Genomic DNA, 15,525 nt, shown 5'->3' on the forward strand with positions numbered 1-15,525 from the left:
TTATTAAATACCCATCAATTGAGAATCCTAAACTTTTTTTATCATTTTGTTCTGTTTATATAAATCACCCTTCTAGGTGTTTGTGCATATTCTGTAGAACACAATGAAATGTGTTTTAACAGAGGCACAAAGGTGGTGGAAAAAATGGATTTAAGTATTAGCCACGTATTATATGGGATAATTACGCTTTTGATCATTACCACTATGGTATGTAGAAAAGGAGTTGTCCTTCCAACATTATTCGGTACATTTTTAATAGCATGGGTATATAAAGGTAGCGTTGTGAGTGGTTTTACAGCAGTTTTTAATGCAAACCTAGTTGCTGCAAAAGAATTGTTTAACATCTTCTTAATTATTACTTTTATGGTTGCCCTATTACATGCTTTAAAAGATCTAGGGGCAGATCGTAGAATGATAGAGCCCATTCAAAAATTTATGACAAACGCCCACATTGCTTATTTTGTTTTAGTAGTCGTAACATATGTTATATCCTTATTCTTCTGGCCTACACCAGCGGTTCCGTTAATTTGTGCGTTATTAGTTCCCGCCGCAATTCGAGCAGGGTTGCCAGCTATGGTAGCCGCTGTAGCTATTGCGTTAGCAGGTCAAGGGATGGCGCTATCCTCGGACTACATTATTCAAATTGCGCCAGATTTATCTGCGAAAGCAGCGGGAATAGATAAAGCCGTACTCGTTGATAAAGCATTAGTGTTATCTATCGTTACCGGTGTAACGGCGATTGTTTTAGCTTATCTATTTAACCGAAAACATTTCCGGAAAAAAGATGATCCAAGAATTGAAAGAGAAATTCATGCAATGCAAGGGCTTGATGAAAGTAAACGAAAAGCAAAAGGTAATAACCTATCGACTTGGAGCAAAATATTTGCCGTAATTGTTCCGTTAGCTATGTTAGCGGTTATTACGTATATGATATTTACGAAATTAAATTCTGGTAGAATGAGCGGATTCGAAGGTGGAGATGGAGCAGCATTTATTGGAGGGGTCGCTGTAATTCTTCTGTTATTAGCTACGGTAGCATTTGGAAAACATAAAGCTTTAGATCATATAAGTGAACACATTACCGAAGGGTTTGTCTTCGCATTTCGGGCAATGGGTCCTGTAATACCTATTGCAGGCTTTTTCTTTCTCGGTAGTTCTGAGTTTTCGGGGAACATTTTATCCCTTGGTGACGATTCACCAGCCTTCCTGTTCGATTTAGTGAATGCATCTCAAGAAATCTTGCCTAACAGTACGGTGTTAGCAGCATTCAGTATTTTGTTAATTGGTATTATCACAGGTTTAGATGGTTCTGGGTTTTCAGGTTTGCCATTAACAGGGGCGCTATCAGGAGCCCTGTCATCAACTGGGATGGATCCTTCAACTTTAGCTGCAATAGGTCAAATGGGGTCCATTTGGACTGGTGGAGGTACAATTATTGCTTGGTCATCCGTTATAGCAATTGCAGGGTTTTGTGGAATATCTGTCATGGAGTTAGTTCGGAAAAACTTCTTACCTGTTATGATCGGGCTCATTTTATCTACGACCGTTGCGATAATCATTTGGTAACAAAAGTTATGTAAACAAGTGGACCAAAAGGTTCACTTGTTTTTTATGATTTACTATAGAAAGTACTTATACAATCGGTATGTTGAGAATAAAAATGTATCATGGACAATGGTATTGTAATTCGATTGGTAGGTGAAGCAATGCGAAATTATCTTTTATTCCTTCTTGTCGTTGGATTCGTTTTTGTTACTGCTTGTTCCGATGATAAAAAAGCATCAATACTGGTAGAAAAAGAACCGATTCAGTTAACAGAGCAATATAGTGGAGATGTGGAAGGGTTTGCTATTAAATATAAAAGTGGCCAATTAACAATTGCGGGATATATTCTTATGCCAAAGCAAATGAAGAAAGACGCTCCTGTTGTTGTGTTTAATCATGGGGGGGTTCTTGATTCTGGAGCAATAACGAAAAGTATGCTTGAAAAGCTAGCCTATTGGCCCAGTGAAGGATACATATTGTTAGCTTCCCAATACCGAGGAGTTGCCGGAAGTGAAGGAGAATTCTCGTTTGGGGACGGGGAAGTTACAGATGTGTTGAATTTACTAAAGGTTGTACCTGAAATCGAAGGTGCAGATGAAGATAATATATTTATGTATGGCTTATCTAGAGGTGGTATGGTTACATATCAGGCGATAAAACGAGGGGCAAATATTAAAGCAGCTGCATCAGTAGCAGGTATTTCAGACTTAGTATCCGGTTACAATCAAGCCCCATCCTCTTTTAAATATTTTTTATATGAACGATTAGGCTTCTTAAAAGGAAATTTAGATTCCTACAAGGCGAGGTCTGCCGTCTATTGGGCCGATAAAATTGATGTTCCAATGTTATTAATTCACGCGAAGCATGATCCAGTTATTCCAATTGACCAAACGAAACGGTTAGCGAAAATGTTGGAAGCCGAACAAAAACAAGTAAAGTTAAGGATTTATGACAGTAAATACCATACATTGTCAGACCAAATCGATAATTACTTAGCCGAGGTGAAAACGTGGTTTGAACAATACGGGCAGTCATGATGTACACCTTTGACCTATATTTACTCTAATTTTTGGGTATGATCGAACTCGTGTAAGTTATGATTTACACGGTAGCAACTTTTATCTTCCATTTTACATGTTTTTTTTAACATAGTTGCATTATAAACGATATCTTCTTTACTCTTGAAGTTGTAAACTTCATTTGTCACAGTTGCAATTGATATTGTCGTAATAGGGACTCTTTCCATTTGTCCGAATCTATTTTCTGAGATTACGTAACGATTTTGTAGATCCCGCTCATTATAATATTCACTCATAGCTTCGTCGAAATCTTTTATAATCAATTTGCATATATATTGATAATGGTGATGATATAGTATAATGATAAAATCGTCACCTCCAATATGGCCTAAGAAAGATTTTCCTTGTATACGTCTTCTCAATATGTCCGCGGTCCGCTTAATTAATTCGTCTCCTTTCGTAAAACCATATCGGTCGTTATACGTTTTAAAATGGTCTATATCTATATATAAAATACAATACTCCCGTTCATTAATAACTTCATTCAATTTATCGTTGATAACATTATTTCCGGGTAGTCCGGTGAGTGGGTTTGAAAACCTGGCAAAATTAACTTGAATTTCTGCAAACTTAATTAGAAGTTCTCGTATACTTACTATCCCATGAAATTGGCCGTTTTTTGTGATAACGACATGGTCATATAGATTTGTACTTATTCGGTTCATGGCAAGTTTACTAGCTTTCGTAATATTAGTGGAGTATTCGACAATTAATGGTTTGTCATTCATAACTAAATGTATTGGACGTCCCATATAAATGTTGTATCCATATAATGTACCGATTTCTTGGTAAAAGTGAGATCGCATAACAATACCTACTGGTACGTGGTTAAGTAACACGACAATGCCGTGTAATGTTTTGTGCTTTTTAAAAATTTTATCTACGTTACGACTTTTCGTGGTAGGTGAAACACAAGGAACAGTCTCAGCAATTTCTCCAATCATAATATCCATAAAGTAAACTCCTATCTAATATCTAATTTGGCAGATAACTTGTGCTTCGCTTTTCAACAACATGTTTAGGGAATTTCCCTTCTGTTATTATGGAGCTTGGTTTACCTATAGCATAGCCTTGTCCCATATGAACACGATGTTGACGTAAATACATTAATTCCTCAAACCGTTCAATGCCTTCTGCAATAACAGTTGTATTTGATTGATTAGCAAAATCGATTAAAAGTTTTAACAGTTGTTGTTTTACCCTATCTTGGTCGATGCAACGAATTAACGTTTTATCAAGTTTAATAAATTCCGGTTTTATATAAACTAGTGATTGAAGACTATTATAACCAGAACCAGCATCATCAATAGCAATTCGGAAACCTTGGGAACGGTAGTTTGCTAACACTTTTGTGAAGTGATCGTAATCGGTTACCGCTGTTTTCTCTGTAAGTTCAAATACAATTTGATTAGGAGAAATATTAAATTTCTTTAATAAGTTTAATGTAGTTCCGCTTTTATAATTAGTGTGTGTTAGAACTTGGGGATGAACATTAATGAAAATTAATGATCTGTGATTTATGTGTCTTTTTTTGCAGGAATTAGAATACATTTCTAGGGATTTTTTTCTACATAATTGTTCAACTTGAAAAACTTGATTTGTTTGGCCAATATAATCAAAAAACGACTCCGTGTTTGGGAAAGCATATGAAGATGGAGGGCGGTTTAAAATTTCATATCCAACATTTTGTCCGGTTTGTAAATTGATTACGGGCTGAAAAAATGTATGTAACATCTCGTGTCGCAAAATCTTTTGTAATTCTGTAAATTTCTTATATTGGTTATAATCTTTACGTCGTGAATATTTTTTGTAGTTCAAATAAGAGGGGAAACTCCTAGTAAAGATGTGGTGAAAGACGTTTGTCATATCCTATCCCTCTTTCATATAGTAGTGAAATTCAAGATATGAAAAATATAGCATAGAAATGTTAACGGAATTTTAATTTTATTTAAAGATAGAATAATAGGGGAATAACTAAAACAACTCCTTAACGGTTATGATTCACCCGTTAAGGAGTTGTTTAGTATGGTCATTATTGGCTTTAATTCACCGAGTTTTACAATATCGAATAAACCATCTTTCGAAGTAGACTCTCGATTTATTAAAATAGATGGAATGTTTCTTATGACTCCTAACTCAGGTAACAAGTTAAACGGACCAACTAAAAGTGAAGTGCCTAAGACAAGGATTAAATTAGAATGATTAATCGCTGCTTCTGCTTTTTCATGTTCTTGTATCATGTCACCAAATAATATGACATCTGGCTTAAGGGGGATGTGACATCGTTCGCAATACGGGACCTCTTCTTTCATAATATAAGATAATGGATAACGTTGACTACAATTAGGGCAGGAAGCAGTTGTTAATGTACCATGATACTCGATTACGTGTTTACTTCCTGCTTTTTTATGCAGGCCATCAACATTTTGTGTGATAATTGTAACGTTTTTCCCGACATCCTCGAGTCTTTTTAAGTAGGAATGTGTAATGTTTGGTGTATATTCCTGAGCAAGTTTCATTTGAAAGATTTCCTTATACTTTCTCCAAAAGTCCATTGGGTGTTTAGAATAGTAATCAGTTGACATGTAATATTCTCGGGACTCCCCTGATGACCAGAGTCCACCAGTAGATCTGAAGTCGGGTATACCACTATCAGTACTAACCCCTGCCCCAGTTAACACGGCGATGTTTTGCGAGTTGTTAATTTTATGTATGATTTCATTTATTTTATCCATATAACACGCTTCCCTTTCTAACTTTTTATATACTAAAATCTATAAACATGTATTCATCACGATGTTCAATCCACTCAATGTGATTTAATGATGGGTCTGCCTTTAAGTGAAATTTGATCCTATTGTTTGATTCCCAATTTAAATGGACGATTTTATATTGGTAATTAAATATATCTATCGTTAATTTTGGATGTTTCAGGGGGATAATATCCATTTTTTTTAAATCGATGGCGATAACGTGGTGGCGAATTTTATCCTCTTTATTTAATCGTTTAAACTTAACTAAAAGAGTATTTTTATCTGGTGAAAAAGCATATTGGTCAAATTGGGTGAAATCAGCTGTAGGAACAGAAAGTTTCCTTTCCTTGTTATCTTGTATAACAATGTGTGAACAATAAGGAGCGTTACGTTTACACGCATACGAAAGCAGGTATATAGGCGGTCCATCGTAGTTTCGTTTTAATGATTTAATCCTAAGTTTTTGTATTTCTTTTAGGGGCTCTTCTGCACTTGTTAAAAAGGTGTAAAGCATCGGAACATCTTGGGGCGTTACGTTTAACATTTGTCCATCTGCTGGTAAGGAGATGGAATTTGGCAACTGCTTTTCTTCCTCTTTTGTTGGTTGATTTACGTGTGTAGATTGAAAGCATCCTGTAAGGAAAATAAAGAGGGCAAACAACGAATAAAACTTCATATTGTTCCTCCTTAACAAAGAGATTGGCGGTAAAAAATAGGTGTATTCTATTTATTATAGTTAAATGATAGCACTTGTGAAACATCATGCTTTTATAAATGTATGCAAAAGATGTGTTGAAAACTCCTATATTTGTTATGCTTATAACGTTGAAAGAGGGGTTACAACATGGGAAATTGGAAATATTCACTATTTGTTTTAATGGGAGCAATATGTTTCGGAGTTTTATCAACTATAGTAAAACGAGCATATGCAGCCGGTTTCACCGTTAATGAAGTCATAGGTGCTCAATATCTTTTTGGTTGGTTGCTTTTGCTTGTTGCGTTTCTCTTTTCTAGTAAAAAAACCTTAACGCTAAAACAAAGTTTAACTTTGCTTACAATTGGCTTTTCTACAAGTTTAACAGGAATATTTTATGGAATCTCCTTAGAGTCAACACCTGCAGCTATAGCTATTGTTTTATTATTTCAGTTTACTTGGATTGGCATTATAATTGAAGCTTTTGTAAAGAAGGAATTTCCGACGATAGATAAATGGTTAGCGACTGCCATCATTCTTATTGGTACTATTTTTGCTAGTGGTTTGATCGGACAGTTTAATTGGGAGCCTAACAGCCGTGGCATTACATTTGGTCTTCTGGCAGCTATAACATTCGCTCTCTTTATTTATGTGAGTGGACATGTTGGCGTAGGTCTACCTCAAGTACAAAGAAGCCTGCTTTTAATTACTGGAGGAATGCTGATGGTCATGTACGTATTATCACCAGCATTTTTATTTAACGGATCCATTCAAACAGGTTTATGGAAATATGGTTTATTACTAGGTATAGTTGGCACGTTAATTCCTGTTATTTTATTTGGAATTGGCACTCCAAAAATCGGATCAGGAATAGCGACAATATTAGGTGCTGCAGAGTTACCGGCAGCCGTTTTAGCAGCTTCGTTTATTTTAAATGAACAAGTAACACCGTTTATGTGGTTAGGTGTATGTTTAATCCTTGTTGGTATTGCCCTTCCACGTCTAATAAATCCTTACCGCCGAAAAGAGTTATACGTAAAAGGGTACGAGTAGGGAAAATTGTCGAACACTAGAAAACTAGTCGTTGTACATTCCGGATGCTCGTGTAATAATTAGGTGAATACATAATAGGGGGTATTGTTGGTGGGGACAGTATTACGGATGATAGGGTTTATAGGAGTAGTTTCTAGTGCATTAGGCTTCATTGGTTTTTGGATGGAGAGTATTAGTGTTTGGGATAATATAATCTTTTATATTTTAGCTGCTGTATTTCTGTTCAGTTCTATATTCTTTTTTATCGGTGGTCGAATCGAACAAAGGGAAATTTTAGCGGCAGTTCTACAAAACGTTCATCTTACTTCTCAAACAAATTATTCATTTGAGCCGAAGGAGGAGGAATCCCCCCTGCCTGGTGCAAATGAAAACTTTCATGAGGAACAACCGGAAATACAGAAAGAAAAATTAGACTATAAAGACCGAAGCCAGGAAAATGTAAATTTAAATGTTAACCAAAAGGAATCAACAGATACTAGTGATCAATCACCATTTAAAAGGCCTGTTGAACAACAGATACATCATTCACACAAGCTGGAGGAGACGTTAATAGGAAATGCGACTGAAGAGAGTGCACCGACTGTCGAAGAAACTGTATCTAGGTTCCAAAAACCAAATGTAAATGGTACATCTTCAATTCACTCCCAACAGGAATCCCCGATAACAGCTCAAAACCCACATAAATGTGAATCATGTGGCACGGAAAATAGAAATCATGCGAATTTTTGTGTAGGATGCGGTACAAACTTGCATGTAGAGCAACAACCAGTAAAAAATGACGCGAGCACCACCCCATGCAAACAGTGCGGACAATATAATATAAGCCGTTCTAACTTTTGTAAAGAGTGTGGATCATCTTTACATAGTGAGGTGTAATGGAAAAAGAGTTCTCATGAATTGAGAACTCTTTTTTTTTCAAACGTAACACTTGCCCAAGTACTTATCCATATAATGAAAGAGAGGGAAGGTGAAGAAATTGCGATTGCTACTTATCCTTAATGGATTATTTTTAGTTATACTATTTTGTGCTGCCATCTTTCATAGTCTTGGGTGGTTCGGGGATACACTTGTTGCTGTTATTGTCGTTCCGATTCTTATTTATTACGTAATTATCCAGGATTTGTTAAGGAAGCGAGTGTACAATCATCGTGTTCAAAAGGGAAATAAAGATAAACAAATTTAATAAACCGTTTTGGGTGCCGGTCTCACTGGGAGGAGCGTTCCAGCCATCATTACGAGTTCACGATAAAAAGCAGGGATAGACTATAATACTTGTGATGGTTTTCGTATTCAGTAATAACTGCTTTAATTGGCGAAATAGGTGAGTTCGGTAACCTCCTCATCTACCTCATTCGAATCCTTTGATGATTTATAGATAATGCCTTATCCAACCTAAATTAATGGACAGGCCATTGAGAAAACTCTAAAGTAAAAATACGAGAGGAGGTTGTTTAAACTTACCATAAATACTCCTTTAAAACATGAATGAATATTATGGGATACTAATGTATTTTGCGTCAAGGTACCCCTTTTCTCCTAGTTAATTAATGAAAGGGAGAAGGTGGAACAATCTAGGGGGATAGGTGTAGTTTGTCTTATGAAGGAATCAGGGAAGCACCTCATCTGAAAAGACGAACGATATGTAATTATTTATTGAATTTGTTTAGTTTTGGTGTGGATATTATAATGATAAATCCATAATTTAGGAGTTAAGATTATGAAAAAAAGAATTTTTTTCGTTAAAACTGTTTCATTTTGATAGAAATATGGTATTCTATACATTGTGAAAAAAGTTGTCGAAAATCGTTGTAAATGAGAAGTAAAATTTAAAGAAAATGTAAATGTTACATAATAAGGCTAGACAACTTTCCTGATTTCACGCACTATTCAATTGTGTAACACTTTTTAAAAACAAGAGGGGGCAAAAGAAATGAAGCGTATGAAATTTGGTGTGATGTTTGTATTTACTATCATGCTAGCAATGTTAACAGCATGTGGAAGTTCAGATGAAGGAAATGGTGGAGACGGTGCAGGGAACGGTGAAGAGTCAATCAATCCAGATAAACTCGTCATGGGATTTGTACCATCACAAGATGCTGAAAAAATTGCGGAAACTGCACAACCACTTGCTGACAAGCTAGGAGATGTTTTAGGCAAAGAAGTTGAAGCTCAAACTATGACCAGCTATGCTTCATTAGTTGAGGCAATGGGAAATAACCAAGTACATATTGGTTTCTTGCCAGCGTTTGGGTATGTTTTAGCGAGTAGTAAATATGATGTTGACGTCATTTTAAAGTCTGAGCGTTTCGGCAGCACTTCTTATGTTGCTCAATATGTTGTTCGTGCAGACTCCCCTGTGAATAGTTTAGATGACCTTGAAGAGCATGCAGGAGATATGATTTGGGCATTTGGTGACCCATCATCTACTTCAGGCTATCTTTATCCTGCAGCACAGTTAATGGATAAGTTTGGTTTAGAAACAACGACTGAACTACAAAATGAATTTTTCAAAGGTGTTCAAAAAACAGGTGGTCATGACAATACAGCAATTGCTGTTTTAGAAGGACAGGCAGACATCGGGACAACATTTGATGATGTTCGTGCAACAATGACTGATGAATATCCTAATATCGAAGAGGATTTAAAGATTATCGGTTATACTGATCAAATTCCAAATGACACTGTTACTGTACCAGGAGCTCTAGATGATGAGCTTACACAAGAAATTTTAGACGCATTCCTAAGCTTCAATGATGATGATGAAATGATTGAAATTATGAATGAGGTATACAACTGGGATGCAATTGTAGAAGCAGATGACAGTGATTATGATATCGTACGTATGACGTACAATAAACTAGGTGGAAACATTCCACTCGACTAAAAAGTTGTGCTAAAATGAATTGAATATGTAAACGTTAATAGGGAGAAGCCTTAACTTCTCCCTATTTTTTAAGGAAAGAAGGGGAGCCTATCTATGATTACTTTCAATGATGTATCACTCGTCTATCCCAACGGCCATGAAGGGTTGAAAAATGTGAATGTTACGATTAACGAAGGTGAATTTGTCGTAATTGTTGGCCTGTCGGGAGCGGGTAAGTCAACTTTTATCCGCAGTATAAACCGCATGGTTTCTCCCACAGAAGGGGAACTTATCGTTGACGGTGAAAACATCCTTAATCTAAAAGGAAAAAACTTGCGCAAATTACGGACAAAGGTTGGTATGATCTTTCAAAACTATAATTTAGTGAACCGTTCAAGTGTGATGAAAAACACAATTAGTGGACGACTTGGTCATACAGGTACGTTACGTAGTATTTTTAATTTATATTCAAAAGAAGATCGTGCAATGGCGTACGGTAATTTGGATAGAGTCAATATGGCAGACCGAATTTATAACAGGGCCGACCAATTAAGTGGTGGTCAACAACAGCGTGTAAGTATTGCGCGTGTGTTAACACAGGAACCGAAAATTATCTTAGCGGATGAGCCTGTAGCAAGCTTGGATCCTCCTACTTCTCACCAGGTAATGACATATTTACGCAAAATTAATAAAGAAGATAACATCACAACGATTGTTAATTTACACTTTATTGATATGGCGATGGAGTATGCTGATCGGATTATTGGTATGCGTGAAGGTGAAGTTGTGTTTGATGGCTCGGTTAGCGAGGTAACTGAGAAGACATTTGAACAAATATATGATCGACCAATTCGTGACGAAGATTTGAGAGGAAGTGAAAAGGATGAGTCTTCCTCAGAAGAATAACAAAGTAGATCAAGAAAATTATTCTTTATATCCGAAGAGGTTAAAAATTCAAATATCAATGGTGTTTTTTATCGTGTTAGCTTTTTACTTCTATAGCTTAAGTGAAACAAATGCGCGATTCCTTGAATTATTTATGAATTTAGATGTTATTATTAATAAACTAGCTAGTATGTTTCCGCCAAACTGGGATTACATACCTTACGCAATTGATCCATTAATTGAAACCATTCAAATTGCGGTCGTGGCGTCTACTTTTGCGATTATTATTTGTATTCCGTTAAGCCTGTTATCGGCGAATACAATTGTTCGTAATAAATATGTTTATCAATTTTTCCGTACGGTAATGAACATCTTACGTACAATTCCTGATATATTATTAGCCATTATTTTTGTTAGTTTGTTTGGTATCGGAATTCTTCCGGGGATATTAGCTTTAACGGTCTTTTCTTTAGGTTTACTAGCCAAGCTGTTAAGCGAAACGATAGAAACAATTGATCCACGACAGTTGGAAGCCATCCATTCAACAGGTGGAAATATCATTCAAGTAATATGGTATGGGGTAGTGCCACAAGTATTACCTCAATTTATCTCCTATGGTTTATATGTATTTGAATTAAACGTAAGAGCATCGATTGTCCTTGGGTTTGTAGGTGCCGGTGGTATCGGATCGATTATCGATACTGAACTAAACTTCTTACAATATCAAAACGTAATGGCAATTCTCGTTCTGTTGCTGATCGCAGTTATTATCATTGAAACGGTGAGTAATATGCTGAGAAGGAGAGTTGTCTAATGAATAAGGAACAGTTTGTCTTACCGCCAAAACCAAAAAGCTATAAACGAAAAAGAGTACGTAATATTATGATTGCGGTTGTTCTTGGTATCATATATTACTGGGCGTTTTCCGGTGTGAATCAAAAAGTTGATTGGTACATGTTAGAGAAATTTGTCGAAAACTTTAAACGGATCATTCCGAAGTTTTTTAACCCTGATTTTAATGAACTCGGAAAAGTAACGGACTTGATTTTAGAGACGATTTTTATCGCTTATGCAGGTACGTTAATTGCTGCCATTTTAGCTATACCTTTTGGTTTTTGGGCCGCAAGAAACATGGTGAAAACACCTGCTTGGAATACGTTAGGAAAATGGATACTAATTTTAGACAGAACATTTCCTGAATTAATATTAGCGATTATCTTCGTAATTTCAGTTGGAACTGGACCTTTTGCGGGAATTTTGACAATCGGATTAACCGCTTTCGGAATGTTAGGGAAGCTATATGCTGAAGTGATTGAAAGTATAGATATGAAAGTGGTCGAAGCAATGGAAGCGAATGGAGCAAATAAAATGCAAATTTTGTTCTATGGTATTTTTCCGCAAGTATTACCCGAATTTTTATCCTTCGCTTTATACCGATTTGAAATTGATATTCGAGCTTCAACAGTGTTAGGTTTGGTTGGTGCCGGCGGTATTGGTACGTTAATCGTTATTTCGGCTCAAAACCGTAACTGGGAACAGCTGGGCTTAATTATATTGTCCATTATTGTAGTCGTAGCTGTTATCGACTTTTTCTCCGGAAAAGTTCGAAAACGTTTAGTGTAATTATATAAAAAGGAAAGAAACGTATGCATCATAACGTAAGTGCATGCGTTTTTTTGTCTGTCAGAAATGAAAGTACTTTTATATAAGCAAAAAACGCTCAGTATTGAGCGTTTTGGCGTGTGAAACTATTGGGATGCCGCTTTCTTTTTTGTTGTTGTCTTCTTTTTCGTTGGTGCTTTCTTCTTTCCTTTTGTTCCTTTTTTCGTTTTATCTAACGACTTTTGTAAAGCTTCCATTAAATCCGTCACATTGTCTGGCTTTGGTTTTTCTTTTCCGGTTTCAACTTGTTCGTTCGCTTTCTTTTCTTCAATGAGTTCTAGTAGTGCAGTGCGATACTCATCTTTATATTTTTCAACATCAAATTCTGTCGTAAGCTGATCAATTAACATTTTCGCTGTATCTAATTCTTTTTTTGCGATATTATCTTCTGCAGGTACATTTGGGACGTTTTGTACGTTTCGAACTTCATCAGGGTAATGGATTGTTTCCATTACTAATGTATTTTCGTACACACGAATTACTCCGAGTTGTTCCTTTGATCGGATCATAATTTTAGCTACACCGATTTTACCAGTATCTTGTAACGCCTTTCGTAATAAAGAATAGGCTTTATTTCCCCCTTCATTAGGGGATAAATAATAACTTTTTTCAAAAAATATAGGGTCAATTTCCTCTAGTTTGACAAAGTCTATAATTTCAACGGACTTATCCGTCTTTTCTTCTTTTAACTCTGCAAGTTCTTCCTCTTCTAAGACGACAAATTTATTCTTGACGTATTCAAAAGCCTTTACAATATCATCGTTATTAACTTCTTTTTCACATACAGGGCAGATTTTTTCATATTGAATAGGTGTCTTACATTCTTTATGCAACTGACGTAACTTAACGTCTTTATTTTCGGTAGCGGTATGGAGTTTAACGGGTATGTTAACGAGGCCAAAACTAATGGTGCCTTTCCACATCGTGTGCATCCTTATCACTCCTTTTTCGTTAGGATTTGTAGAAACATTAAAAATATGTTCTTTCTTATAGGAATTTTCAGGGCGGTCATAATATGGAAGAAGGAAAGGAGTACATAACAATGTGGAAACCGATGTTACCGAAATTATCGGATGAGATACCAGATAAAAGTGGTTGGTATTTTGAAGTCAAATATGATGGTTTTCGTGCTATGCTGCACTGGACAACATCAAAAGTACAATTAATTTCCCGTAATGGAAACGACCTATCAGCTAACTTTCCCGAAATTATTAATTTTTGCAAAGAAAAGATGGATGAAGTCTCAGCCTATTTGCCCCTCCAACTTGATGGTGAGATTGTATTATTAAACAATCCTTATCAAGGAAACTTTCCATTATTACAACAACGGGGGCGTCTCAAGCAACAAAGGAAAATAAAACAATATGCAAAGGAAAGACCTGTAACATTTGCTTGTTTTGATTTGCTAATGAAAAGTGGGAATGGGTTAAATAGAAACACCTTTCTTGAAAGGAAAGAGCAATTATATCAATTATTCGAGACCATGAAATGGCCCTTATACGTTACACCTGCGTACCCAATCGGTATCGTTCAACAATACGAGGATTTTAGTGAGCTGTGGGAAAAGGTAACGACAAACTACGGGGAAGGGGTTGTCGCAAAAAGGGGGGCAAATAAATATGAAACAGGTAAGCGGGTAAACCACTGGTTAAAAATAAAAAATTGGCGGAATATAACGGGCGTCATTACGGGCTTTGATTCGAATAATGATTATTTTCAAGTAAGTGTTTTTAACGATGAAGACAAAGTTGTTCCAATAGGCAGCTTTAAACATGGCTTCACAGAGGAACAATACGATACATTATCAGCTTTTGTAAAGGAGCATGGTAAACAAAATAAAGATGGAATAATTACAGTTCCTCCAGGGATTACAGTCCAAATCCATTGCTTAGATGCGTATGATGGTGAATTAAGGGAGCCATTATTTGATCAATTTCGGTTTGACCTAGAGGTCGAAGAGAATACAGAACATAAAGTCCAAATTGACCTGTCTATGTTGCCAGAGGATGTCGAGTTAACGAACACCGATAAACCGTTATGGCCGACCCCGAATTTAACGAAAATGGATCATGTCATGTATTTACGTCGAATAGCTCCTTACATGTTACCTTTTTTACAAGAAAAACGGTTAACGGTTATCCGTTATCCTCATGGAATTCAAGACGAATCTTTTTTTCAAAAACACCGAGCAGATTATAGCCCATCTTTTGTCGATATAGACATAGAAGGGGATGAAACATTTATCGTGTGTAATAACATAAAAAGTCTTTGTTGGTTTGGGAATCAAGCTGCTATTGAATTCCACATTCCGTTTCAACGGATAAACCGACCATTTCCCGATGAAATTGTATTTGATTTAGATCCTCCTTCACGCAAGGAATTTTCTTTAGCTGTCAAAGCGGTCAATGTGATTAAGGATATGTGCAATTATTTGGAGATTATTCCGTTTGTTAAAACATCGGGCAATAAGGGGTTACAACTTCACATCCCTATCCCAGAAGAAAGCCTAACATATGATGAAACGAGACAATTTACTGAAGCTATTGCGACGACTTTAGTTACTCAGCATCCTGAGCTCTTTACCATTGAACGGCTAAAAAAGAATCGTGGAAATCGCCTTTATGTAGATTATATTCAGCATGCTGAGGGAAAAACGATTATTGCACCATATTCTCCAAGAGCTACTGAGGAGGGTACGGTAGCAACGCCTTTGTTTTGGGAAGAGGTAAGTGAACAGTTAGACCCGACCGATTACAATTTAAAAACAGTCCCTTCTCGGATTAATCTAAAAGGCTGCCCATTTCAAATGATGGAAATCGCTCGTAAACAACAAAACATTCAAAAATTAAAAAGTTTACTTACGTAATGTTCGATTAGAAGAGTAGCGAAATACTTATGGTTCAGTTCTTCTGTTGGTTACATGTGACTGTGACTTCCATGTTAATCGTCATTGCTGAAAAATGCAGGGAGATAAGACGTAAAGTAATAGCG

General features: G+C 36.2%; 15 protein-coding genes. 10 read left to right on the forward strand and 5 right to left on the reverse strand.

Annotation, left to right across the window (positions count from 1 at the left end):
• Positions 1-144 precede the first annotated feature (144 nt).
• Together NLW78_RS02910 and NLW78_RS02915 are read left to right on the forward strand one after the other, a co-directional pair.
• Positions 145-1,566 carry a hypothetical protein gene (locus tag NLW78_RS02910; protein WP_254495424.1) on the forward strand — a complete coding sequence of 474 codons (1,422 nt, stop codon included), beginning with the start codon at positions 145-147 and terminating at the stop codon, positions 1,564-1,566.
• A gap of 140 nt (positions 1,567-1,706) precedes the next feature.
• Positions 1,707-2,582, forward strand: a complete 876-nt coding sequence (locus NLW78_RS02915) for an alpha/beta hydrolase family protein (RefSeq protein ID WP_254495426.1) — start codon at positions 1,707-1,709, stop codon at positions 2,580-2,582.
• Between the two features lie 20 nt (positions 2,583-2,602).
• On the opposite strand, the gene NLW78_RS02920 is transcribed toward NLW78_RS02915, so the two are convergent.
• The 4 genes from NLW78_RS02920 to NLW78_RS02935 all read right to left on the reverse strand — a co-directional run bounded on the left by NLW78_RS02920 (position 2,603) and on the right by NLW78_RS02935 (position 6,053).
• Complete coding sequence (locus tag NLW78_RS02920) at positions 2,603-3,577, reverse strand: GGDEF domain-containing protein (protein WP_254495428.1); 975 nt, start codon at positions 3,575-3,577, stop codon at positions 2,603-2,605.
• A gap of 22 nt (positions 3,578-3,599) precedes the next feature.
• Complete coding sequence (locus NLW78_RS02925; RefSeq protein WP_254495438.1) at positions 3,600-4,442, reverse strand: EAL domain-containing protein; 843 nt, start codon at positions 4,440-4,442, stop codon at positions 3,600-3,602.
• Positions 4,443-4,618: 176 nt separating this feature from the next.
• Positions 4,619-5,359 (reverse strand): NAD-dependent protein deacylase, encoded by a 741-nt coding sequence (locus NLW78_RS02930; protein WP_254495439.1) that lies wholly within the window; start codon positions 5,357-5,359, stop codon positions 4,619-4,621.
• 25 nt (positions 5,360-5,384) lie between these two features.
• Positions 5,385-6,053 carry a hypothetical protein gene (locus tag NLW78_RS02935; protein WP_254495441.1) on the reverse strand — a complete coding sequence of 223 codons (669 nt, stop codon included), beginning with the start codon at positions 6,051-6,053 and terminating at the stop codon, positions 5,385-5,387.
• A gap of 168 nt (positions 6,054-6,221) precedes the next feature.
• On the opposite strand from NLW78_RS02935, the gene NLW78_RS02940 reads away from it, so the two are divergent.
• From NLW78_RS02940 to phnE (NLW78_RS02970), 7 genes are all read left to right on the forward strand, one after another.
• The gene (locus tag NLW78_RS02940) at positions 6,222-7,124 is read left to right on the forward strand and encodes an EamA family transporter (protein ID WP_254495443.1); all 903 of its coding nucleotides are present in this window, start codon (positions 6,222-6,224) and stop codon (positions 7,122-7,124) included.
• Between the two features lie 90 nt (positions 7,125-7,214).
• The gene (locus tag NLW78_RS02945; RefSeq protein ID WP_254495445.1) at positions 7,215-8,000 is read left to right on the forward strand and encodes a zinc ribbon domain-containing protein; all 786 of its coding nucleotides are present in this window, start codon (positions 7,215-7,217) and stop codon (positions 7,998-8,000) included.
• A 91-nt stretch (positions 8,001-8,091) separates the two neighbouring features.
• Positions 8,092-8,307, forward strand: coding sequence for a hypothetical protein (locus tag NLW78_RS02950; RefSeq protein ID WP_254495447.1), 216 nt, complete (start codon positions 8,092-8,094; stop codon positions 8,305-8,307).
• Positions 8,308-9,054: 747 nt separating this feature from the next.
• Positions 9,055-10,008 carry a phosphate/phosphite/phosphonate ABC transporter substrate-binding protein gene (locus tag NLW78_RS02955; protein ID WP_254495449.1) on the forward strand — a complete coding sequence of 318 codons (954 nt, stop codon included), beginning with the start codon at positions 9,055-9,057 and terminating at the stop codon, positions 10,006-10,008.
• Between the two features lie 93 nt (positions 10,009-10,101).
• Positions 10,102-10,893: a phosphonate ABC transporter ATP-binding protein gene (phnC, locus tag NLW78_RS02960; protein WP_254495451.1), complete on the forward strand. Its 792-nt coding sequence runs from the start codon at positions 10,102-10,104 to the stop codon at positions 10,891-10,893.
• Positions 10,871-11,686, forward strand: a complete 816-nt coding sequence (gene phnE, locus NLW78_RS02965; protein ID WP_254495454.1) for a phosphonate ABC transporter, permease protein PhnE — start codon at positions 10,871-10,873, stop codon at positions 11,684-11,686. Before phnC ends, phnE (NLW78_RS02965) begins: the two co-directional genes overlap by 23 nt.
• Positions 11,686-12,495, forward strand: a complete 810-nt coding sequence (gene phnE / locus NLW78_RS02970; protein WP_254495460.1) for a phosphonate ABC transporter, permease protein PhnE — start codon at positions 11,686-11,688, stop codon at positions 12,493-12,495. The genes phnE (NLW78_RS02965) and phnE (NLW78_RS02970) overlap by 1 nt, the downstream gene beginning before the upstream one ends.
• Before the next feature lie 125 nt (positions 12,496-12,620).
• Here phnE (NLW78_RS02970) and ku read toward each other — a convergent pair whose 3' ends face one another.
• Positions 12,621-13,466: a non-homologous end joining protein Ku gene (gene ku, locus NLW78_RS02975; protein WP_254495462.1), complete on the reverse strand. Its 846-nt coding sequence runs from the start codon at positions 13,464-13,466 to the stop codon at positions 12,621-12,623.
• A gap of 83 nt (positions 13,467-13,549) precedes the next feature.
• On the opposite strand from ku, the gene NLW78_RS02980 reads away from it, so the two are divergent.
• Positions 13,550-15,400: a DNA ligase D gene (locus NLW78_RS02980; RefSeq protein WP_254495468.1), complete on the forward strand. Its 1,851-nt coding sequence runs from the start codon at positions 13,550-13,552 to the stop codon at positions 15,398-15,400.
• The last annotated feature ends 125 nt before the right edge of the window (positions 15,401-15,525 follow it).

This window comes from Salirhabdus salicampi (assembly GCF_024259515.1).
Taxonomy (GTDB): Bacteria; Bacillota; Bacilli; order Bacillales; family Alkalibacillaceae; genus Salirhabdus_A; species Salirhabdus_A salicampi.